Genomic DNA, 20,143 nt, shown 5'->3' with positions numbered 1-20,143 from the left:
TCATGGACCCGGCCGACCCCCAGCAGATGCACGGCTACGCCTACGCCAACAACAACCCCACCACCTACACCGACCCCACCGGCCTCGCCTTCCTCGAAGGCAACGGCGGCCTGGACGGAGAAGGCCAAAAAACCCGGCCAGGCAGAAAACGGGGCGACCGAGCCCTAACGCCAGGAACGCCGTTGGCGCCACGCAACAACAACTCCGGAAGGGCCAGTAACAGTGGTGGTCCGACGCTAGAGACTCCCGCTCCCGCCCCGCTCCCGCCCCCAATACCAGTCGATTGCATCGCCGCCGATCAGTGTCGCCCGGTAGAAGTAGATCTTGCAATGTCTTTCGTTCCTTTTGTGGACGTTCCTGATTGTCTGGGCGGCAGTGTGATTGCCTGTATTTTTGTGGGCATGGATGCTGGTGGCGGAAAGATTGCCAGCGGCATCATTGGATTCGGATTGCTTACCGCCAAGCGGATAGGTAGATTGGGGCACGTTGGACGCGGAGTTTGGGATCTGCCGTGGAAGCAGAGGGGGTTCGAAGTTGAGCGGATCATTCTTGCCGATCGAGGACGTCCTGGATCTGTCGCCAATAATCACCCCAGAATTGATGATTTCTCCTTTCATTCTGGTGATGCTTTAAGTGTGAAGAGTATTGATACGGAGTACGGTTTCAAGAAGCCTGGGGCTCTCCAGGGAGAACTGCGTCGTTATGTTCGCGCTCTTGAGAAGTATCGTGGTGGAACGCATGCAGGTGTTACCATCGATCCACGGGACATTAAAACGAGAACTCTAGCTGTCGGTATTCCCTCTGGCACAGTGACCGAGGTACAATATGCGGCTATGGTGGACGCCATAAGGTATGGGCAGAATCGTAATATTGATGTGGAGTTTGTGATCGTTCGATGATTGGCTACGGGTCGATAGACAGATTGCAATATGTAACAGTCGTGGCGAGTCACTCCCGTGTGGATACCGGCATTTGGGTGGTCAACGGCTGGTTCAGGACCCTGGATAATTCGATTTCGGATGAAGGGCTTGCTGAGGCAGTCCTTGAGGCGTTCGCCAAGACGCAGGATGGCGTAGGCCAAGAATTCGCCGAGGATGTCAAGGGCCGAATGCGGCAAATCTTCAATTCGGTTGGGGTCGATTCGTATGCGGCTTACCTGAAAGGCCTCGTTTCGGTTAATGCAAGGCGGGAATTCCCGGGCAGTTTTGTCGAGTTGACCCCGATGCAGAACTTGGGGCCGCGGCGAGGGCTTAGATTCGATCTTGATCAGATGGTTGTCGTGTCTTCGGATTCGGGACTCAACGATCTTGGAGCCTCAATCCGGGTGGCGCTTGATAGGGCGTCGTGAGCACGTGAATTAGTTTGGGGGTGCCAGACTTGGTCTGCCGTGGTCAGTGACCCTTAAGCTGATCTTGCAGGTCAGGGCGGGCGCAGCAAGCCCGGAGAGCGTTGAAGGCGAGGCTCCAGGTAAGACAGCAGTCGACCAAGATCCGATGCCCCGACCGGGAGCCTCGCCCGTGCTGTCTTACCCCTCCACGATCCCGCTGTCCAGCCGCACCCTCAACCACCTCACCGACCTCATCCGAGCCGACCGCAACCAGCATCGATCCCGCTGGCGGCGCCTCGACCCCGCCAAACGTCCAGTGACTGGACGTCTTTGTTCACGTTGCGCCCGATTGGCCTGGGAAATTAAGTTAAGACGGTCGATGCAACTGCCGATTTCATGACGACTTGGTCCTGATCGAGGGCATTCGCGAAAGCACAGCTTGAGCGGTTTTACTACGCTATGAGTGTCTGGCTAGGTTTGTCCACAAGTCGCTGACGGCCGTCGCAACCACAGGGGCTGACACCCTCATGTGTTGCCCGCCTGGCCTGCCCATATGCGGTCAAGAGCTTCAAAACGGCAAACGTGAATCAGGATGAGACGTCCTCTGAGTGAGCGTTTGTGATAGGCGTGTCCGTCGGCGGGGTGGGGTTGGGTCGATGTACACGGTGCGGCGCGTACCCTACCTACCCCTCGGACCTGACCGATGCCTAGTGGGAGATCATCGAGCCGATGCTCCCGCTGATCAAGGAGCCCGGTCGTCCGCTGAAGCATCCGCGTCGGGACATCGTCGACGCGATCCTGTACGTGGTAAAGACCGGCTGCTCGTGGCGGCAGCTGCCGGCGGACTTCCCGCCGTGGGAGACGGTGTACGGCCAGTACCGCAAGTGGGAACAGCGGCGGGTGACCGAGTGGATCGTCGACCGGCTCCGCGAGGAGGTCCGGGTTCGGGCCAGGCGTGACCCGGACCCGTCGGCGGGGATCATCGACTCGCCGGTGCAGGAGACCGCCTGCAGGCGGCGGATGTCGTAGCGGCCGTGTCCCGGGGGTAACCTCCCACCCACCAGTAGCAGTAGCCGGCACGGTGGCGTGCCGGCTACTGGGATCGATGCGGTGAATGCTGATGGCCGCCCATGCTGACAGGATCAACCGAGACGGCTGTGGTGGCTACGGCGTACTGGCTGTTAGGCGGTGAAGCGTTCGCGGCTCGCTTCGCGTACGAAGGACTGCCAGTCCTCGGGGTTGATGCTCAGGGCGGGGCCGGCAGGGTCTTTGCTGTCGCGGACGAGGATCCGCCCGGTGGTCGGGAGGAGGTTGGTGGCCACCTCCACGCAGTCGTTGCCGTTGCCGCTGCGGCTGGACTTGCGCCACTGGGCACCGGTCTGGTCAGGCTTCACGGAGTGCCTCCAATGCAGAAGTGATCATGCTTCTCGACTCGTCCTCGTTGAGTGAGCGGCGGTCGATGTCTTCCCAGACGAGCTGGTAGGTGCCGGACTCGCCGGGCTTGTTCAGGTAGAGCGCTCCGGTCAAGGTGTCGACGTAGGCGAGTGGCGGCTCCAGCGGCTCACCGCTCTGCGGGTCCGCCGGGAAGGTCAGCAGCGCGAATGGGGTGGACGCTGCCATGCCGCCGTGGACTCCGGCGGTGAACGGCAGCACCCGGATGCTGATGTTGCCTCGCCGGGTCAGGTCGAGCAGGTGCTCGAACTGCTCGATCATCACCTCGCGCCCGCCCACGTGCCGGTGCAGCACGGCCTCATTGAGGATGACGCTGAGGTGCGGTGCGCGAGGACGGGTCAGTAGCGACTGCCGCTCCATCCGGACCTCGACGCGTCGCCGTTTCTCGTCGTCATCGATGTAGTCGGTCGGTACCCCGTGGACTTCCTCGGCGTACCGCCGGGTCTGGAGCAGACCCGGGATCAGCTCGACCTCGTACTTCCGGATCGTCTCGGCAGAGTCCTCCAACGAGACGTAGAGCGCGAAGAACGCCGGCAGCTCGGTCTCGGTGCGGTCGTGCCACCAGGACTTCCGCCGCCCGTTGCGGGTCTCGGCGGTGAGCGCGAGGAGGATCCTCCCGTCCTCAGCCTCCGCGCCGTAGAGCTCCAGCATGGCCTTGACGTCGATGTCCCGGAAGCGTACGGCCTCGTGCCCGTCCTCCATGCGGGCGATCGTCGCGCGTCCCTTCTGGAGTGCGTCGGCCGCCTGCTCCTGGGTCAGGCCGGCGCGTCGTCGCAGTGCTTCGAGTCGCCGGCCGACGTACCGACGCAACAGTGCAGAACCCACCATATCCGACACCTGTCGACCACCTCCCGCTCGTTTTGGGCGTGTGTCTCGCCCAAATGATACAACCGATCTGTCATTACATACATTGGCCCCGCCTAAATGGGCTGGACAATTACCGATGATCTCACGTCGGCTCGATTAATGGAAAGCTGATCTCCCTGAGGTGTTGATTTTTGGACACACCCAAAGTGTAATGAGGTGGTCGCAAGTTCTCCGCCGCCTGTTCTGGCGCTGGCCAGGATATCGATTGGAGCAAGAGCGTGATTCTCGTGCTGGTAGCCGCGATATGCCTGTTCGCCGGCGTCTTCGTCGGGTTCTGCTTCGGCAAGGAAGTCAGCGGATGGTGCGTGGAGTGCGGGGATCGGGTGCGCCCACCCGATCTGCACCGTGCCGGCGGCCAGACCCCTACCCGAAGACCCTGGTCCTGATCAAACGGACGCGCAACGGACCGACGTGCGCGGCCGACGACGGCTCGCAAAGCTTCGGCACCCCTGCACCTCGCCGCCCAGGCCGGGACCCGGCTCAACACCTATTACATAGCAACTCAAGGAAGGAGGCGTGATGCCACCACCCACCCCTGCCACCGACCCGCACCAGCGCCGCCCCGATGACATCGCAGACGCGGCCACCTATCGCCCGTCCGACCGCGTCTGGGTATGGCCCCCACACACCGGCCAGTGGCGACCCGGCGTCGTGGAAGCCAGGTCGAACCTTGCGGTGCTGGTGACCTACCAGCGTCCCGGCGGTGGTACCAGCGTCGACTCGCTGCTCCCGCACAACGTCATGGCCCGTACCGAGCCCGACGCCGACCTCGACGGCACCTCGTCCCGTCCGATCCGGCTGCGCGACGTCCGATCCCTCACCGCCAGGTCAGCCGCCCCGGCGTGACCAGCAAGGTTGTACCTCGAAAGGTTACATATGGACAGTCAGCTGTAAACCGCAACCGACCTGGACCACCCGGACTGGTGTGATCTCAGCGAGTGCACCGCCAGCGGCCCCAGCGAGTTCCACCCCGAGTCGTCGCCGCCCGCGCACTGGGGCCACCGGCATTCCTGCAACCCCCAGCCGGGGCGGTACCCGACCGAGGTGGCTGTCCAGCTCGTCCGGTTCGTCGACGACCCGCCGAAGACCGACTTCATCCGAGTGGAGCTGGGCAGCTACGAGGAGCGGCGCTCGCACTACGTGCGCCTCGCCCAGGGCGCGGCGATGCGCGACGTACTGAATGTGCTCCTCGCGCAGGCGCAGACGGGTCGCGACGTGGCCCGCGAGTCGGGGGCGTGATCCGATGCCCTCCGGCTCTTTCGACGTGGAGGCCGCGGAACGTGCCGCCGAGCAGTTCCTGACGGAGCTGGGTGTCACCTTGGACACCGACTCCCGGTCGCGCAGCGCGGCCCGTATGGTGGCCGCCTACCAGGAGCTGCTCGCCGGCCCGCAGTTCGCACCGACGACCTTCGCGAACGACGCAGGGCATCGGGATCTGGTCCTGGCACGCGCGGTGCCGTTCGTGTCGCTGTGCGAGCACCACTTCTTGCCGTTCACCGGGGTCGCGCACGTTGGCTACCTCCCTGACGGCCGCATCCTCGGCCTGTCGAAGCTCGCTCGACTGGTGGAGATGTTCGCCCGACGTCCGCAGGTCCAGGAGAGCCTTACCCAACAGATCGTTGGCTGGCTGTTCGAGGAGTTGAGCGCACGCGGCGCCGGGGTTGTCGTCGTCGCTGAGCACATCTGCATGACCCGCAGAGGCATCAGAGCGCACGGTGCGACAACCGTCAGTGTGGGATGGCGCGGCACGCTCACTGACGATCCGTCCGCGAGGGCAGAGTTCCTGACCCTTGCCGGGGTCTCGCTACTCGCGGGCGGCGCGCGGTGACCGACGGTCCCGCTCGCGAATCGCGACGTGATACGGAAGCGCCGCAGCTGATCAGCGCGATCGGTTGGTATGGGACGACGTCGCGGCGGGTGTCGAGGCGGTCAATCCGTCTATCGGATCCTGCTGCCGTTGTAGCGGGTTCCGCACCTACGAGAGTTCGCGAACGTACGGCAGACCTCACGCAGGTCTCAGGTGACACCAGGAGGGGCGATGGGACAGAGACCTAGCGGGGCGAAAGCGGGATCGCCAAGGAAAGTGGTATTGGTGCTGTCCGGTAGTTGATCACCAATAGGCCAGTGACGAGGAGCAGTGCCGAGCCGCCGATGGCGCGTAGGAAGTCCGCCGCGCTGGTGCGGAGTGGGTGCGGCGGAACCTGCCGAGGAGGTACCGGCTTGGGCTGGAAGAACTTCCAGACGCGCTGCGTCCGGTCGTTGGCCGTCCTGTCCCGCCGCGCGGCCGCGAACGTCTTGTGCCAGGTCCAGTCCTGGTGCGGGCCGGCCAGGAAGACCTCGAGATGGTTGAGGATACTCTCCTGTAGGGACGGGTCGAGCGACTCGAACTCCTTGACCACCGAGCCGATCGCGGCCGGGTCGGGAGTCTCCGCCGTGGTCTGCGGCAGCGAGTCCAGCAGCGAGCCGACGACATTGATGCCCCGAGCCCAGGGATCTTCGGAGCGTTGTGTCGCCCAACGGCGCACCTGTGCCAACTGTGCGAGTTCCTGGTCGGTCAGGCTCTGCACGGTACGGCCGCTCAGCAGTGCGAGCGCCAGGTAGAAATAGGCGCGGGAGTTCGTGTAGCCCCGGGCGACCGCTTTCATGATCAGCTCCCTCGCCTTGGACGGCGCGCTAATCTCCAGGTAGTGGAGGCCGACCTCGAACTGCCGCTCAGGCGGGTCGTCCTCGCTGACGTGGTACCCGCCTTCGATGTGGACCCATTGGGCCTGGAACCCGACCCGGGCATCGCCGTCCGCGACGTTGATGAACGCTTTCTCCTGCGGTCCGGCGCTCATGACAGGGCCCGCAGAGCCGCTATGAGCCCCGCGACCCGCGTGGCGAGATCCGTCCAGTCCAGCAGCAGGCCGCGCAGCTTCCGCAGGGCGGTGGTCGCACGACTGCGTGCCTCGTCGTCGGCCGGAGGAACCTCTGCGGCGGCGGCATCCATCTCCTGCTCCGCAGCGCGGTACGTGACCGTGTCCACGTCACCCGCCTCATGGCACTTACGGAGCGCGGCGCGCAAGTCTGCGAGCTGGTCGTGGAATGTCTCCCTGCCGGGGCCGCCCGGCGCGCCGTAGACGGTCGCGTGGTGAACGGTATGTGCCTGAAATCCGACGTGGGCGTTGCCCTTGGCGACGTTTCTGACAGAGCCGGACATCGACGCATCACCTGCTTCTTTCCGAGGACGGCGAGGGGAGGAGCCATACTGCGACCCGAGCTCCTGAGCGAGCGCGAGGGCGAAGGCCGCGGCGTTGGCGGCGGCACGCGGCTGCCAATTCTCGCCGTCGGTGTGGACCTTGGTCCCGTCGGCGCGGTCGCTGATACCGCGGACGACGACGGCCGGCAGAGATCGGTTCAGGTGGGCGGCCTGGGCGACCCCGGCGGACTCCATCTCCACCGCCAACGCGTCGTTGTAGTGATCACGGATAAGCGTCGCCTCGGGCGAGGACGCCGAATCGAGGACGACCTCTCCAGCGGCGATCGGCCCGAACCGCACCCGGGGCACGCCTCCGGAGAGACCCTGCGCCCAGCCCCGCTCCCGCTCAAGATGCCGGGCGAGCTGATCACAGACATGGGGGATCTCCCACACGCGAGGTCGGGTGCGGAACGCGTCGCTCTCGCTGGTGCCACCGTGATAGGCGTACACGTGGGTGGCCACGACGACGTCGCCGAGGCCGACGGAGGGCCAGAGCGCCCCGGCCACACCGGCGAAGATGACCGCTTCCGGATCGAACTCGGTCATGGCGCGCTCGGCGATGACAGCGGAGGGATGGTTCCCCTTGCCGACAAGGCCGAGAATGATCTCACAGGAGCCTCCGGCCACAGTTCCACGTTCGAATCGCGTGCCCATCGGATGAACGTGCGGTTCGACTTTCGTGAGACGTTCGCGGACTGCGTTGTACTCGAGGTCCAGTGCGGTGAGCACGACCACAGGTCTGGTCATCTCTCATCTCCTCCGGATGTGACGGCCGAATCCGTGCGGATCATGGGTGGGTAGAGGTTCTGGCACGGACCAGCGCGGTAGACGCGGGCCGGGCGACCGGTGCCCGTGGCGCGCGGCGGACCGGCGGGGACCACGAAGCCCTTCGTGCCCTGGACCTTGCGGTAGAAGTTGCGGGGGTCGAGCGGCGTGCCCCAGACGGCCTCGTAGACCTGCTGCAGCTCCGTGAGGGTGAAGACCTCGGGGCAGAAAGCGGTCGCGAGCCCTGTGTGCTCCAACTTGGAACGGGCACGCTCCACCCCGTCGACGACGATGCGTAGGTGGTCGAAGGCAAGCGGTACCCGCGCCGCGAGTACGTCGTCGGCCGGAGTCCACTCGGCCGCTGCGGCGTCGGTTCCCGCGATGGGTTCGGGAAGGCGCGGCACGACGGCGAGGTGGGCGACGGAGACTACGCGTCCACGAGGGTCACGGTCGGGGTCGCCGTATGTACCGAGCTGCTCCAGGTGCGGGATGTCGGTGAGCCCTGCCTCCTCGCGCAGCTCCCGGCGGGCGGCGCCGAGGATGTCCTCGCGCTCATCGGCGAGGAATCCACCAGGCAGCGCCGCCTGCCCAGCGAACGGCTCGACGCCACGCCGCACGAGAAGCAGGTGTAGACGGCCATCGCGCAGGGTGAGGATCACGAGATCGACGGTGAGCAGGATCCGGGGTGGTTCCCATATGTCATCGGGCACCACTCGACCATAGCTTTTTGTCGACATGACAAGAAGTTATCCGAGCTGTCGCGTCGCCGACACTCGAAGTCGCGGCTTGATTATCAAGAAGTGAGTCCGACAGCTGGCAACGCCGCCTCAGTCAGTGCGTCGTCGACACGTGGTGGCGGTGTGAGTGCTCCCGCCGGTCGAGGTGTTTGCACTGGTCAGGTGCGGTGATGGAGCCCATGGTGGTGCCGAGGTGCATGCCGGCGCGGGCCCACGCGTCGAAGTGGTCGCCGGTGTCGATGGTCCCACTGAAGCGCTTCTGCTGACGGATGCTGTAGTACCGGTAGCCCAGCCCTTGCCGCCGAACCAGTTGTTGATGCCGGTCCACCGGGCGCCGTACTGGCCCTGCGGTCCCGGGCCATGGTGCTGTCGCCCATGTCCTACCAGTAGGCGTAGGAGTAGCCGTCGTGGGTGCCGGTCTGGTTGGTGGTGACCACCGGGCGGGATCGGGCTTCGTCGGCGTGGGCAGTGCCGGCCGGCGCGGTCGCCGTGACCGCAGGAAGCGCGGCGCAGGCGAACAGCGTCCGGCGGTCGGCGCCACCGAGGGCACAGGCGTAGACGGCCGAGCCCGGTTGCCGAACGTCTCCACCGCCAGCAGGACGCCATCGTCAGTGAGTACGCTGCCGTTGGGGAACCACGGCTCGTCCGCCACCTGGGTAACGGTGCCATCGGGGTCCACCCGGTGCGGTGCGGCCGGTGCCAGCAGCTCACCGGCCATCAGTCCGTCCTGCGTGACCAGTTCGTGCGACGTGGGCGATTAAATTGATACATTGACATGCATCGCTCAATCTGAGAGGTGTGTGCCCATGAAGCTCAGAACCGTGCTGGGGGCCGTACTCACTGCCGGCCTCGTCGCGACAGGTGTCGGCGTCACCGCGGCGGCCGGTGCCGCTCCGGCCGCCGGTGACCGAGCAGCCGGCCCGATCGGCGCGAACGCCCTCGGCGACTTCGACTTTTCCCGCCCGGCGGTAGCCGCGACCGGACTCCAGGTGCCGTGGGGGATGGACTTCCTGCCCGACGGCAGCGCACTGGTGGCCCAGCGCGGTACCGGCCAGGTGGTCCGGGTGCGGCCCGGCCAGCAGCCGCAGCCGGTGGTCACGATCCCCGACGCGACCCCGGTCAGCGAGGGCGGTCTGCTCGGGCTCGCGGTCTCGCCGACGTTCGCGCAGGACGACTACGTCTACGTCTACTACACCACCGCGACCGACAACCGGATCGTCCGGTTCCGGCTCACCTCGCCGCAGAACCGGCAGCCGATCCTCACCGGGCTGGCCCGCGCGGCCATCCACAACGGCGGCCGGATCGCGTTCGGCCCCGATGGCATGCTCTACGCCGGCGTCGGCGACGCCGGGCAGACCTCGCACGCACAGAACCAGCAGAGCCGCAACGGCAAGATCCTGCGGATGCGCCCGGACGGCGGCGCTCCGGCCGACAACCCCTTCCCGGGGTCGCTCGTCTACAGCCTCGGCCATCGGCACGTCCAAGGGCTGGCCTGGGACGCACAGGGCCGGCTCTACGCCACCGAGTTCGGACAGAACGCCTGGGACGAGATCAACCTGATCGTCGCCGGCGGCAACTACGGCTGGCCGATCGTCGAAGGTCGGGCCAACGATCCCCGGTTCCGCGACCCGCTGCTGGTCTGGACCCCCGCCGAGGCCTCGCCGAGCGGCGCCGCGATCGTCGGGAACCGGCTGTACGTCGCCACGCTGCGCGGCAACCGGCTGTGGAACGTGCCGCTCGACGGGTCCGGCGGCGTCGGCACCCCGAGCGCTGAACTGCTCGGCAGTTACGGGCGGCTACGTACCGTGGAGTACGGACCGGACGGCTGGCTCTGGGTGACCACCAGCAACCGGGACGGTCGGGGGCAGCCAGCCGCCGACGACGACCGGATTCTGCGCTTCCCGCCCCTCGACGCCGTGACCCCGCCACCCACCACCGCCCCTCCCACCACCGCACCCCCGACCACGCCACCGCCGCCGACCACGGCCCCGCCGACCACCCCGCCGCCGAGCGGTAGCTGCCAGGTCTCCTACCAGGTCAACCAGTGGGGGAGCGGGTTCACTGCGGACGTACGGATCACCAACCGCGGCGCGTCGCGCAACGGCTGGACACTGACCTGGACCTTCGCCGGCAACCAGCAGATCACCAACGGATGGAACAGCCAGATCAGCCAGTCCGGTCAGGTGGTGACCGCCCGCAACGCCGCCTGGAACGCCAACCTGCCGACCAACGGCACGGTCAGTTTCGGCTTCCAGGCCACCTACAGTGGCAGCAACCCCAGTCCGACCGACTTCCGGCTCGACGGGACCGCGTGCCAGGTCGGCTGAACAGGTCCGGACCGGCGTCCGGCCGTGGTGGGGTTCCCGCCCACCCCGGCCGGCGCCGGCCGGCTCAGTGGCCGACGTGGAACGTCGCGTCCTGGCGGTCGACGGCCGACGAGCCGCTGGAGATCGGGTCGAGGCGCAGGACGTGGTTGGCGTGCCGGAGGTGGCGGTCGGGCAGGTTGTGGGACCGGAACGAGGTCCAGGCCGCGTCCGCCAGACCGGGCGTACGGTGGAAGGTCGCGTCCGCGGCGAACAGCGACGAGCCGTCGTCGACGGCCAGCACCAGCTCGTAGTCGGCGTGTCGTAGATACCTGTCGGGGAAGTTGTAGGACTTGATCCGGTTCCAGCCGGGTGCACCCCAGCGGGCTAGCAGATTGGTCTGATCCGTGCGGTGATCGGGCGATGGTGGGATGTTTAACGTTCAACGGCTGGGTGTACTGGGCCTTGTTCAGCGCCGACCAGCTGTTGCTGCCGACGTTGCCGCTGCGGGCCGAGTAGACGATGCCGTACTGGTCGCGGCCGGCATCCCAGAACCCCTCGGGTGCCAAATGTGGGTGGTCATGGAGGGCATGCGCACCCGTCGGTACCCGGTGAAGCTGCGCAGGTCGGCCGAGTCCCAGAGGTGGATGTACTGGTTCTGCTGGGTGAAGTCCTTGCCGTTGAGGTCGGTCGCGAGCACCGCGAACGTGCCGTCCTGCCTGCGCATGACGAACGGGTCTCGCAGGCCGTGCGTCCCAGCGCTGGGGGTGACGACCGGATTAGCTGCCTTCTCGTCAACATGGCCGACCCGCTCCACATTGGTCGTCACTGACAGGTTGCGTTGCCGAAGGTTATCGTTAACATTGACATCGGTCAAGAGTTGCTCGTGGCTGGTGTTGCAGTTAATTTGCATAAGGGCTTGCTAAGGCTTCCTTGATCTGATGGTGGTTGCTCTGCCGGATCTCTTGACATTCACGGTTGTTATCGCAAACATCATCAATACGTCCGGGCAAGACGCCACACCCGTCGCCGGGGCCGCCAGCGGTCCAGCCGGTCGGCGCGGGTGGCACCCCTCGCGAGCGCGATCGGTCCGTCCTCCGGTCGCGCGGCCTGTCGCGACCTCGTCGAGCCTGTCGGGGTCGCGACGGCCCGACGGAAGGAACCTGGTCATGTCCACACTTCCCGCACCCCCGGCAGCTCGGGTGCTGACCACAGCCCAGCGACGTCGCACATCCACCCGGCGCAGGCGCCCCCCGCTGCTCGCCGTCGGGCTGGTCGCCGGCGTCCTGCTGGCCGGCGGCGCGATCGCCGCCGCGCCGCCGGTCGCCTCCGCCGCCACCGTCGACACGACCGCCTGGTACGTGCTCGTGGCCCGGCACAGCGGCAAGGCCCTCGACGTGTACGAGCGGGCCACCGGCGACGGCGCGCAGATAGTGCAGTGGTCGCGCAACGACGGCGCCTGGCAGCAGTGGCAGTTCGTCGACGCCGGCAACGGCTACTACCGGCTCAGGTCCCGGCACAGCGGCAAGGTCCTCGACCTTCGCGACTCGTCGACCGTCGACGGCGCGGACGTGGTCCAGTGGACCGATGTCGGCCGGACCAGCCAGCAGTGGCGGCTCGCCGACTCCGACGCCGGCCACGTACGCCTGATCAACCGCAACAGTGACAAGGCCCTCGACGTGTGGGAACGCTCAACCGCCGACGGTGCCCGGATCAGCCAGTGGACCGACTGGAACGGCACCAACCAGCAGTGGCAGCTGGTCCGCGTCGACGCCCCCGGCACACCGACGACCAATCCGCCCACCTCGGCGCCGACCCCCACCCCCGGCAACCCACCCGGCTCCTACCCGGACCCCATGCGGGTCACCGGGGACACCGGGGTGCACGATCCGAGCATGATCCGCCGGCCGACCGGCGGCTACCTGATGGCCCACACCGGCAACGACGTGGCGCTGAAGACGTCCACCGACCGGGTCAGCTTCCGCAACGCCGGGTCGGTCTTCCCCGGTGGCGCGCCGTGGACGACCCCGTACACCGGTGGCAGCCGCAACCTGTGGGCACCGGACTTGTCGTTCCACGACAACCGGTACTACCTGTACTACTCGGCGTCGACATTCGGATCGAACCGGTCCGCCATCTTCCTGGCCACCAGCTCCACCGGCACCTCCGGCAGCTGGACCGACCAGGGGCTGGTCGTCGAGTCACAGAGCTCGGACAACTTCAACGCCATCGACCCGAACCTGATCGTCGACGACCAGGGCCGTTGGTGGCTGAGCTTCGGGTCGTTCTGGTCCGGCATCAAGATGATCGCCATCGACCCCGGTACCGGCCGGCGGTCCGGTTCGGCCATGCACAGCCTCGCGGGTCGCGGCGGCGGCGCGGTCGAGGCACCGACGCTGGTCAAGCGCGGCAGCTACTACTACCTGTACGTCTCCTTCGACCGGTGCTGCCAGGGCGCGGCCAGCACGTACCGCGTGATGGTCGGCCGGTCGACCAGCGTGACCGGTCCCTTCACCGACCGGTCCGGCAACCTGCTCACCGCGGGCGGCGGCACCCAGATCCTGGCTGGCCACGGCGGTGTCAACGGACCGGGCCACCAGGCGGTGCTCGCCGACGCCGACGGCGACTACCTCGTCTACCACTACTACGCGAACAACGGTGCCGCGTTGCTCGGCATCAACCGGATCGGCTACGACGCGGCCGGCTGGCCCTACCTGTACTGACCGCCCACGCCTACCGGCCGCCCCGACCTGCGGGCGTTCGCTGTCGGCGCACGCACCGGTGCCGACCCCGACCACGCGAAGGAGTACCCGATGAGACCCATCCGCCAACTGTGGCCTGTCCGGAGCCGGCGCCGCCGGCCCTGGCGGGCCGGTACCGCCGGCGCCGTCGTACTGGCGGTGGCCGCCGCGGTGACGGCGGTGGCCGCACCCGCCGCCGTGGCGGCGACCGCCGATCCGAACATCTACTACGTGCTGGTCAACCGGCACAGCGGCAAGGCACTCGATGTGTACGACCTGGCCACCCACGACGGCGCGGCGATCAACCAGTACGCCCGCAACGACGGCGCCTGGCAGCAGTGGCGGTTCCTCGACGCCGGCAACGGCTACTACCGGGTGCAGTCGCGGCACAGCGGCAAGGTCCTCGAACTGCCCAACGCCAACGACGGCATCCAGCTGATTCAGAACGCCGACCGGGGCGACACCCGGCAGCACTTCCGGCTGGCCGACTCGGCCGGCGGCTACGTACGACTGATCAACCGGCACTCCGCCAAGGCCGTCGACGTGTGGGAGTGGTCCACAGCGGACGGCGCGATGGTGTCGCAGTACCAGGACCTCGACGGCTACAACCAGCAGTGGCAGATGATCCCGGTCGACACGGCCGGCACGCCGCCGGCCGGGACCTTCACCAACCCGATCAAGCGCAACGGCCCGGACCCCTGGCTGCAGTACCACGCCGGGTACTACTACCTGGCCACCACCACCTGGAACTCGACGATCACCATGCGTCGCTCGGCCACGCTCGCCGGGCTGTCCAGCGCACCGGACCAGGTGGTGTTCAACCTCGCCGGGCGGCCCAACGGCTGCTGCAACATGTGGGCGCCGGAGTTCCACCTGATCGACGGGCCCAACGGGCCGCGCTGGTATCTGTACTACGTGGCCGGGCAGAATGTCGCCGACTTCAACCCGACCCAGCGGCTGCACGTACTGGAGAGCGCCGGCACCGACCCGATGGGGCCGTACATTTTCAAGGCCGATCTCGGCAGCGACTGGCAACTCGACGCCAGTGTGCTGCGGGTCAACAACGACCTATACCTGCTTGGCACCTACAACGCGGGCAGCAACGGGCAGAGCCTGTTCATCACCCCGATGAGCAACCCCTGGACGATCAGCGGCTCCCGGGTCCGGCTCACCTCGCCCACCCTGAGCTGGGAGCGGCAGACCCATCCGGTGACCGAGGGCCCGGAGCCGCTCTACCACAACGGCCGTACGATGATCATCTATTCGGCGAGCGCCTGCTGGGGCCCCGACTACAAGCTCGGCATGCTCACTCTGACCGGGAGCAACCCGCTGAGTGCGTCGTCGTGGACCAAGCATCCCACCCCGGTGTTCCAGCGCAGCGACGCCAACGGCGTCTACGCGCCGGGCCACAACGGCTTCTTCACCTCACCGGACGGCACCGAGGACTGGATCGTCTACCACGGCAACGACTCGGCGTCCGGCGGCTGCGACATGAACCGGTCCACCCGGGCCCAGAAGTTCACCTGGAACGCCGACGGTACGCCGAACTTCGGCACCCCGGTCCGGCTCGGCGTCACCCTGCCCGCTCCGTCGGGCGAGTGACCGCCGCCGCACCGGGCCGATGAGCTGTCGATCTGCCGGTGACCGGCTCCGTCAGTCGGTCACCGACAGATCGATGGTGTGTGCGGCGTGGTTCGCCTTGGCGGCCAGGTAGCGCATGTTCGCCGCCGAGACGTGCACACCGGTGGGGATCTGTTCGGTCACCGTGACCCCGAGCCCGGTGAGCTGCGCCGCCTTGTCCGGATTGTTGCTGAGCAGGGCCACCCGGTGCACGCCGAGCGCGAGCAACATCTGCGCCGCGACCGTGTAGTCGCGTTCGTCCTCACCCCGGCCCAGCGCCACGTTCGCCTCGAACGTGTCCAACCCGGCGTCCTGCAGCGCGTAGGCGTCGAGCTTGGCGTACAGCCCGATGCCCCGCCCTTCCTGCCGCAGGTAGAGCAGGAAGCCGCCGTGAGCGGCGATCCGCTCCACCGCCTCCCGCAGCTGCGGGCCGCAGTCACACCGCTGACTGCCGAACACGTCGCCGGTCAGGCATTCGCTGTGCGGGCGTACCAGTGGCGGGTCGCCACCGTCGGCGGCCCGGTCCAACGCCCGGTCCCAGTCGCCCAGACCCAGCGCCACGTGCTCGCGTCGGTCGGTCAGGCCGTCGAAGGTGAAGACCCGGGCGCTGGCGGTGTAGCCGTCGGCGAACCGCAGCGGCACCGTCACCTGCCGGCGGACCGTCGCCGTCGGCGCGGGACCCGTCCCGTTGGTGGCGGCGCGCTTACCGTTGACCGGAGCGTGGGGCGGCGGTTCAAGCATCGTGCGTCCTATCGGTGATGTGCTGCGCAGAGCGCCGGCACCGACACATGAGCCGTACGGGAGAATGTGTGCCGGCCTCGCATGCAGGCTATCTTTCGGTCGTCGAGGAGGTGCCATCAGTGGTTGAGCGACCCTACGTCCTGCTCAGCTGCGGCATGTCGATCGACGGATATCTGGACAACGCGAGCGGGCGGCGCCTGCTGCTGTCCAACGACGCCGACTTCGACCGGGTCGACGCGGTACGCGCCGACTGCGACGCGATCCTGGTCGGGGCCGGCACGGTACGCCGCGACGACCCTCGCTTGCTGGTCCGGTCGGCGGACCGCCGGCGGCGGCGGGTGGCCGCCGGCCACCCACCCACCCCGATGAAGGTCACCGTCACCGGCAGCGCCGATCTCGACCCGCAGGCGCGGTTCTTCACTGTCGGCGACGTCGACAAGGTCGTGTACTGCGCCACGGCGAGTCTGGACAGCGCCCGCAGCCGGCTCGCCGGACTCGCCACCGTCGTCGACTGCGGTGACCCGGTCGACCTGCGACGGGTCGTCGGTGACCTGCACGTCCGGGGCGTCGGCCGGTTGATGGTCGAAGGCGGCGGACGGGTGCACACCCAGTTCCTCACCGCCGGCCTGGCCGACGAACTGCACCTGGTGGTCGCCCCGATCTTCGTCGGCGACTCCCGGGCACCCCGGTTCGTCGGCGACGGCAGCTTCCCGTGGCACGCCGACCGGCGGGCGACGCTGGTCGAGGTCCGCCAGATCGGCGACGTGGCCCTGCTGCGCTACGCCCTGTCGTCCCGGTTCGGCGAGCAGTAGCCGACCAGCCCGGCGGATCGTCACGTCGCCGGACGTGGTCGCGGGCGTAGCCGTAGCCGTAGCCGCAACGGCGGCCGTTGCCGGACCGCCGGCAGCCGACGCAACCAGCGGACCGCCAGCACACCGGCACCCGGCAGGCTTGCCGTCAACGCCAGCAGGCCGTACACCACGGCGACGGTCAACCCGAGGCCCGCGCCGAGCCCGGCCGCACCGAACGCCCACGCGGTCACCCCTTCCCGCGGTCCCCAGCCGCCGACGTTCAACGGCACCGCCATCGCCAACAACGCCAGCACCATCAACGGTGCCAGCTGGTGCAGCGGAGCCGTCGACCCGGCCGCGCGGGCCGCGACCAGGAACGTGGCGAGGTGACCGGCCAGCGCGGCTACCGACAGCAACGCCACCCCCGGCCAGGTCCGTCGGGCCAGCAGACCGCTGCGCAGGTCGGCGACGGTCCGCCCGACCGCGCGGGTCCACCAGGACCCGATGGACCCGGCGGCTGCCGTTCGACGGACCCGTGGCCGACGGCGGCGTACCGCCACGAACAGCGCCACCACCAGCGCCGCCGCCGTGACCATGGCCACCGCGACCTGAGCCGCGGTGACCAGCCGCGCGGGTGCCGGCACCGGCAACGTCAGTAGCACCCCTGCGGCGACCGCGAACAGCACCAGCTGACCGGCGGTCCGCTCCAGCACCACCGCGCGTACCCCCCGGCCCACGTCGGCCACCTCACGGCCGTGCCGGACCGCGCGGTGCACGTCACCCAGCACCCCACCGGGCAGCGCGGCGTTGAGGAAAATCGCCCGGTAGTAGTCGGCGACCGCCCCGGCCAGCGGCAGCGCCAGCCCCATCCCCCGGGCGACCAGACACCACCGCCAAGCGCTGCAGACCGTGGTCAACAGCCCGATCCCGACCGCCAGCAGCAGCACCCGCGCGTCGATCACCCGCATCCCGTCCAGGAACGCGTTGGTGCCGAGCCGCCAGACCAGCAGCCCGAGGATGGTCACCCCACCGGTCAGTCGCAGCCAGGCCCAGACCTTGCCCTTCACTGTGCGTCACGGCCGGTGCCGGCCGTGCGCAACGGGCGCTTCGCCCTGTGCATTACGTGCCCCCCTCGATGAGCCTCCGCCGACAGATACGCGGCGGTGTCTCCTCCGGTTCACCTGCCCGGCACCGGAAGTATGCTGTGCAAGCCTCAGCCGGGCACGACCAACATGTCCCGGTGTTCCACGGTGACCCCCAGCTCACCGGCGACGGCAGCGGCGAGCCGGCGACGCCGGTAGCCCCCTGGCCGGGCGGCCAGCTCCGGCCGCTGCTCGTACGCCGCCGCGATCCAGCCGTCCAGCCACCGTTCGGTCAGCTCGGCCCGCTCCGGGCCGAGTAGCCACGGGCTGGGCCGCACCAGCACGGTGGCCCCGTGCCGGGTGAACGCTTCGGTCGCCGCTTCCACCGCCGACGGGCCGAGTAGCCGCCGACCCGCGCTGTGCCGCCGCTGATGGTCGTTGAACGCGGCCGTCAGCTCCCCGTCGAGCGGGTCGGCGGGGTCGAACCGTACGTCACCGACCACGGTCAGGGTCAGCAACGCCGGACAGGCGACCGCCCGAACGGTCGCCGCCAGCCGGTCCACCTCGTCGGCGGTGAGCAGGTCCAGCAGCGCCGAGGCGGTGACCAGGTCGGCGCCGACGAGGTCGTCGACGGTGAGCGCGGTGACGTCGTCGCGGCGTACCGTCGCGGTGACCGGTGCGCCGTCGGACGCCGCCGGGGCCATCCGGGCCTCGGCATGGCGCAGCAGTTCGTGGTCGCGGTCGTGCAGCACCCAGTGCTGGGCACCGGGCAGCTGCGGGGCCAGCCACCGGCCCATCGACCCGGTGCCGCAGCCGAGGTCGTGTATCTCGGTGCGGGCGGCGCCGGTCAGCAGCCGGCGTACCTCGGCGACCAGTTCCGCCGAGCGCGCCTGCGCGTCCGCGGGCTCCCGTAGTCCCAACCACGCCGGGCTGTACCCGGCCGACTCGATCGTCTCCATGAAAGTCTCCCTCCGCTGGCCGGCGACACCGCTGCGGCGCGCCGCCGTCAGCGCCGACCCAGTTCGCGCAGTACCGCGCCGACCCTGGCGGCCGTGTCCGCCCAGTCGGGCAGTCCGGCCCGGCGCGCGACGGCGGCCGCCCGCAACCGCTCCCGCTCGCCGCCGTCGGTCAGCCAGCGACGTACCGCCGCACCGAGCGCCGCCGGGTCGGCGGGCGGCACCAGCCGACCCGGTCGCTCACCAGCGTCGGTGCGACCCAGTGCCTGCGGCACCCCGCCGACGTCGCTGGCCAGCACCGGGATGCCGCAGGCCAGCGCCTCGGTGATCACCATGCCGTACGTCTCGGCGTGCGACGGCAGGATCAGCAGGTCGGCGTCGGCGTACGTGCCGGCCAACGTCGCCGCCGCGCGGGGCCCGGCCAGCGTGACACGGTCCCCGATCCGGTGGTACGCGATCCGCTGCCGGACCCGGTCGACGTACGCGGCGGCGGTGAGCGCTCCCACGCAGAGACATTCCCAGTCCAGGTCGGTGACGGTGGCGAGCGCCTCGACGAGTACGTCGTGGCCCTTACGGGGGGTGACCGACGCGACGCAGAGCAGCCGTCGGCCGGTCGGGTCCCGGTTCGCCAGGGGTGCCGGTGCGACACCCGGGACCGCCACCCGGATCCGGTCGGCGGCCAGACCGTGGCGGGCGGCGAGTTGGCGTGCCGCCGCGTCGCTGGTGGCGATCACCACCGCCGCCGCGCCGAGTACCGCGCGTTCGGCCAGGTCCAGGGCGGCCGCCTCGGCCGGGTCCAGCCCGGTCTCGTCGGCGAGTGGCAGGTGGACCAGCACGGCCAGCCGTAGCCGGTCGGCGTGCGGTCCGACCACCTCGGGCACCCCGCAGGCAACCAGACCGTCGATCAGCACCACCGTGCCGTCGGCCAGGGTGGCGAGGTGGTCGACGAGCGCCCGGCGGCTCGTCCGGTCCGGGCGCGGCCAGGCACCGGGAAGAGCGATCTCGCGCACCGGCCATCCGGTCACGGCCAGACCGGCGCAGACCCGCCGGTCGTAGGCGTTGCCGCCGCTGGGGGTGGTCGGATCGGCCACGTTGCCGGGCAGTACCACGACGACCATCGGCGTCAGAGCGCCCGCTCGTAGCTCGCCCAGGCGATGTGCGACTCGTGCAGGGTGACGCCGATTCCGGTCAGACCACGGGCGCCGGCACCGAGGTCGCCGGCGTGCACCCGGTCGGCCAGCCGGTCGGCGATCAACTTGGCCAGCCATTCAGTGGAGGTGTTGACCCCGGCGAACGCCGGCTCGTCGTCGAGGTTGCGGTAGTTCAACTCGGCCAGTACGGCCTTGAGCTGCTCGGTGGCCAGGCCGATGTCGACGACGATGTTGTCGCTGTCGAGGTCGGTGCGCTTGAACGTGGCGTCGACGACGAAGGTGGCACCGTGCAGCCGTTGCGCCGGGCCGAACACGTCACCGGTGAAGCTGTGGGCGACCATGATGTGGTCACGGACGGTGACGCTGAACATT

23 protein-coding genes and 1 pseudogene are annotated in these 20,143 nt (G+C 68.5%); 11 read left to right on the top strand and 13 right to left on the bottom strand.

Annotated elements, in window-relative coordinates:
- From ACFHWT_RS23935 to ACFHWT_RS23920, 4 genes and pseudogenes are all read left to right on the top strand, one after another.
- On the top strand, positions 1-899 hold an 899-nt coding region (locus ACFHWT_RS23935), incomplete at its 5' end, for a hypothetical protein (RefSeq protein ID WP_416596933.1).
- Positions 896-1,348, top strand: coding sequence for a hypothetical protein (locus ACFHWT_RS23930; protein ID WP_416596932.1), 453 nt, complete (start codon positions 896-898; stop codon positions 1,346-1,348). The genes ACFHWT_RS23935 and ACFHWT_RS23930, both read left to right, overlap by 4 nt.
- A gap of 169 nt (positions 1,349-1,517) precedes the next feature.
- A pseudogene (locus tag ACFHWT_RS23925) lies at positions 1,518-1,640 on the top strand (IS5/IS1182 family transposase); the annotation flags it as partial.
- A gap of 404 nt (positions 1,641-2,044) precedes the next feature.
- Positions 2,045-2,356, top strand: a complete 312-nt coding sequence (locus tag ACFHWT_RS23920) for a transposase (protein WP_416596937.1) — start codon at positions 2,045-2,047, stop codon at positions 2,354-2,356.
- Positions 2,357-2,508: 152 nt separating this feature from the next.
- Here the strand turns inward: ACFHWT_RS23920 and ACFHWT_RS23915 are convergent, their stop codons facing one another.
- Both ACFHWT_RS23915 and ACFHWT_RS23910 read right to left on the bottom strand, forming a co-directional pair.
- On the bottom strand, positions 2,509-2,721 hold the full coding sequence (locus tag ACFHWT_RS23915; RefSeq protein WP_416596931.1) for a DUF397 domain-containing protein: 213 nt from the start codon (positions 2,719-2,721) through the stop codon (positions 2,509-2,511).
- Positions 2,711-3,607 carry a helix-turn-helix domain-containing protein gene (locus ACFHWT_RS23910; RefSeq protein ID WP_416596930.1) on the bottom strand — a complete coding sequence of 299 codons (897 nt, stop codon included), beginning with the start codon at positions 3,605-3,607 and terminating at the stop codon, positions 2,711-2,713. The genes ACFHWT_RS23915 and ACFHWT_RS23910 overlap by 11 nt, the downstream gene beginning before the upstream one ends.
- 558 nt (positions 3,608-4,165) lie before the next feature.
- Here ACFHWT_RS23910 and ACFHWT_RS23905 point away from each other — a divergent pair.
- The 3 genes from ACFHWT_RS23905 to folE all read left to right on the top strand — a co-directional run bounded on the left by ACFHWT_RS23905 (position 4,166) and on the right by folE (position 5,474).
- Positions 4,166-4,492 (top strand): hypothetical protein, encoded by a 327-nt coding sequence (locus ACFHWT_RS23905; protein WP_416569245.1) that lies wholly within the window; start codon positions 4,166-4,168, stop codon positions 4,490-4,492.
- A 198-nt stretch (positions 4,493-4,690) separates the two neighbouring features.
- Entirely contained in the window at positions 4,691-4,885 is a 195-nt protein-coding gene (locus tag ACFHWT_RS23900) for a hypothetical protein (RefSeq protein ID WP_416596928.1), read from the top strand.
- Positions 4,886-4,889: 4 nt separating this feature from the next.
- The gene (folE, locus tag ACFHWT_RS23895) at positions 4,890-5,474 is read left to right on the top strand and encodes a GTP cyclohydrolase I (RefSeq protein WP_416596927.1); all 585 of its coding nucleotides are present in this window, start codon (positions 4,890-4,892) and stop codon (positions 5,472-5,474) included.
- 223 nt (positions 5,475-5,697) lie between these two features.
- Here the strand turns inward: folE and ACFHWT_RS23890 are convergent, their stop codons facing one another.
- The 4 genes from ACFHWT_RS23890 to ACFHWT_RS23875 all read right to left on the bottom strand — a co-directional run bounded on the left by ACFHWT_RS23890 (position 5,698) and on the right by ACFHWT_RS23875 (position 8,714).
- The gene (locus ACFHWT_RS23890; RefSeq protein ID WP_416596925.1) at positions 5,698-6,483 is read right to left on the bottom strand and encodes a hypothetical protein; all 786 of its coding nucleotides are present in this window, start codon (positions 6,481-6,483) and stop codon (positions 5,698-5,700) included.
- Entirely contained in the window at positions 6,480-7,631 is a 1,152-nt protein-coding gene (locus ACFHWT_RS23885; protein ID WP_416596924.1) for a purine phosphorylase, read from the bottom strand. Before ACFHWT_RS23885 ends, ACFHWT_RS23890 begins: the two co-directional genes overlap by 4 nt.
- Positions 7,628-8,359: an NUDIX hydrolase gene (locus ACFHWT_RS23880; RefSeq protein ID WP_416596922.1), complete on the bottom strand. Its 732-nt coding sequence runs from the start codon at positions 8,357-8,359 to the stop codon at positions 7,628-7,630. The genes ACFHWT_RS23885 and ACFHWT_RS23880 overlap by 4 nt, the downstream gene beginning before the upstream one ends.
- A 121-nt stretch (positions 8,360-8,480) precedes the next feature.
- Positions 8,481-8,714, bottom strand: coding sequence for a glycoside hydrolase family 11 protein (locus ACFHWT_RS23875; RefSeq protein WP_416596921.1), 234 nt, complete (start codon positions 8,712-8,714; stop codon positions 8,481-8,483).
- A gap of 478 nt (positions 8,715-9,192) precedes the next feature.
- On the opposite strand from ACFHWT_RS23875, the gene ACFHWT_RS23870 reads away from it, so the two are divergent.
- On the top strand, positions 9,193-10,713 hold the full coding sequence (locus ACFHWT_RS23870) for a PQQ-dependent sugar dehydrogenase (protein ID WP_416596919.1): 1,521 nt from the start codon (positions 9,193-9,195) through the stop codon (positions 10,711-10,713).
- A 64-nt stretch (positions 10,714-10,777) separates the two neighbouring features.
- On the opposite strand, the gene ACFHWT_RS23865 is transcribed toward ACFHWT_RS23870, so the two are convergent.
- Both ACFHWT_RS23865 and ACFHWT_RS23860 read right to left on the bottom strand, forming a co-directional pair.
- Positions 10,778-11,047 (bottom strand): AbfB domain-containing protein, encoded by a 270-nt coding sequence (locus ACFHWT_RS23865; RefSeq protein WP_416596936.1) that lies wholly within the window; start codon positions 11,045-11,047, stop codon positions 10,778-10,780.
- A gap of 111 nt (positions 11,048-11,158) precedes the next feature.
- Positions 11,159-11,566 (bottom strand): hypothetical protein, encoded by a 408-nt coding sequence (locus ACFHWT_RS23860; RefSeq protein ID WP_416596918.1) that lies wholly within the window; start codon positions 11,564-11,566, stop codon positions 11,159-11,161.
- A 292-nt stretch (positions 11,567-11,858) separates the two neighbouring features.
- On the opposite strand from ACFHWT_RS23860, the gene ACFHWT_RS23855 reads away from it, so the two are divergent.
- Positions 11,859-13,412: a family 43 glycosylhydrolase gene (locus ACFHWT_RS23855; RefSeq protein WP_416596917.1), complete on the top strand. Its 1,554-nt coding sequence runs from the start codon at positions 11,859-11,861 to the stop codon at positions 13,410-13,412.
- Positions 13,413-13,502: 90 nt separating this feature from the next.
- Complete coding sequence (locus ACFHWT_RS23850; RefSeq protein WP_416596916.1) at positions 13,503-15,032, top strand: family 43 glycosylhydrolase; 1,530 nt, start codon at positions 13,503-13,505, stop codon at positions 15,030-15,032.
- A 51-nt stretch (positions 15,033-15,083) separates the two neighbouring features.
- On the opposite strand, the gene ACFHWT_RS23845 is transcribed toward ACFHWT_RS23850, so the two are convergent.
- Complete coding sequence (locus ACFHWT_RS23845) at positions 15,084-15,791, bottom strand: GTP cyclohydrolase II (RefSeq protein ID WP_416596915.1); 708 nt, start codon at positions 15,789-15,791, stop codon at positions 15,084-15,086.
- Positions 15,792-15,910: 119 nt separating this feature from the next.
- Between ACFHWT_RS23845 and ACFHWT_RS23840 the strand changes: the two genes are divergently transcribed.
- Positions 15,911-16,603, top strand: a complete 693-nt coding sequence (locus ACFHWT_RS23840) for a RibD family protein (protein WP_416596913.1) — start codon at positions 15,911-15,913, stop codon at positions 16,601-16,603.
- A gap of 20 nt (positions 16,604-16,623) precedes the next feature.
- Here the strand turns inward: ACFHWT_RS23840 and ACFHWT_RS23835 are convergent, their stop codons facing one another.
- The 4 genes from ACFHWT_RS23835 to ACFHWT_RS23820 form a co-directional block, all read right to left on the bottom strand.
- Positions 16,624-17,649 (bottom strand): lysylphosphatidylglycerol synthase transmembrane domain-containing protein, encoded by a 1,026-nt coding sequence (locus ACFHWT_RS23835; protein WP_416596911.1) that lies wholly within the window; start codon positions 17,647-17,649, stop codon positions 16,624-16,626.
- Between the two features lie 146 nt (positions 17,650-17,795).
- Entirely contained in the window at positions 17,796-18,623 is an 828-nt protein-coding gene (locus ACFHWT_RS23830) for a class I SAM-dependent methyltransferase (protein WP_416596910.1), read from the bottom strand.
- Between the two features lie 47 nt (positions 18,624-18,670).
- Positions 18,671-19,747, bottom strand: coding sequence for a glycosyltransferase family 4 protein (locus ACFHWT_RS23825; protein ID WP_416596935.1), 1,077 nt, complete (start codon positions 19,745-19,747; stop codon positions 18,671-18,673).
- Positions 19,744-20,142 (bottom strand): 6-pyruvoyl trahydropterin synthase family protein, encoded by a 399-nt coding sequence (locus ACFHWT_RS23820; RefSeq protein ID WP_123600818.1) that lies wholly within the window; start codon positions 20,140-20,142, stop codon positions 19,744-19,746. Before ACFHWT_RS23820 ends, ACFHWT_RS23825 begins: the two co-directional genes overlap by 4 nt.
- Position 20,143 lies beyond the last annotated feature (1 nt).

The sequence above is a fragment of the Micromonospora sp. LOL_021 genome (assembly GCF_048060215.1).
Classification (GTDB): domain Bacteria; phylum Actinomycetota; class Actinomycetes; order Mycobacteriales; family Micromonosporaceae; genus Micromonospora_E.
This window is presented reverse-complemented; position numbering and strand designations above follow the sequence as displayed.

Bases quoted from the DNA above. Each gene is read 5' to 3' on its own strand.
- ACFHWT_RS23855 (WP_416596917.1), top strand. From the start codon at position 11,859: ATGTCCACACTTCCCGCACCCCCGGCAGCTCGGGTGCTGACCACAGCC.
- ACFHWT_RS23845 (WP_416596915.1), bottom strand. From the start codon at position 15,791: ATGCTTGAACCGCCGCCCCACGCTCCGGTCAACGGTAAGCGCGCCGCC.
- ACFHWT_RS23905 (WP_416569245.1), top strand. From the start codon at position 4,166: ATGCCACCACCCACCCCTGCCACCGACCCGCACCAGCGCCGCCCCGAT.
- ACFHWT_RS23910 (WP_416596930.1), bottom strand. From the start codon at position 3,607: ATGGTGGGTTCTGCACTGTTGCGTCGGTACGTCGGCCGGCGACTCGAA.
- ACFHWT_RS23820 (WP_123600818.1), bottom strand. From the start codon at position 20,142: ATGTTCAGCGTCACCGTCCGTGACCACATCATGGTCGCCCACAGCTTC.
- ACFHWT_RS23870 (WP_416596919.1), top strand. From the start codon at position 9,193: ATGAAGCTCAGAACCGTGCTGGGGGCCGTACTCACTGCCGGCCTCGTC.
- ACFHWT_RS23930 (WP_416596932.1), top strand. From the start codon at position 896: ATGATTGGCTACGGGTCGATAGACAGATTGCAATATGTAACAGTCGTG.
- ACFHWT_RS23850 (WP_416596916.1), top strand. From the start codon at position 13,503: ATGAGACCCATCCGCCAACTGTGGCCTGTCCGGAGCCGGCGCCGCCGG.
- ACFHWT_RS23885 (WP_416596924.1), bottom strand. From the start codon at position 7,631: ATGACCAGACCTGTGGTCGTGCTCACCGCACTGGACCTCGAGTACAAC.
- ACFHWT_RS23890 (WP_416596925.1), bottom strand. From the start codon at position 6,483: ATGAGCGCCGGACCGCAGGAGAAAGCGTTCATCAACGTCGCGGACGGC.
- folE (WP_416596927.1), top strand. From the start codon at position 4,890: ATGCCCTCCGGCTCTTTCGACGTGGAGGCCGCGGAACGTGCCGCCGAG.
- ACFHWT_RS23830 (WP_416596910.1), bottom strand. From the start codon at position 18,623: ATGGAGACGATCGAGTCGGCCGGGTACAGCCCGGCGTGGTTGGGACTA.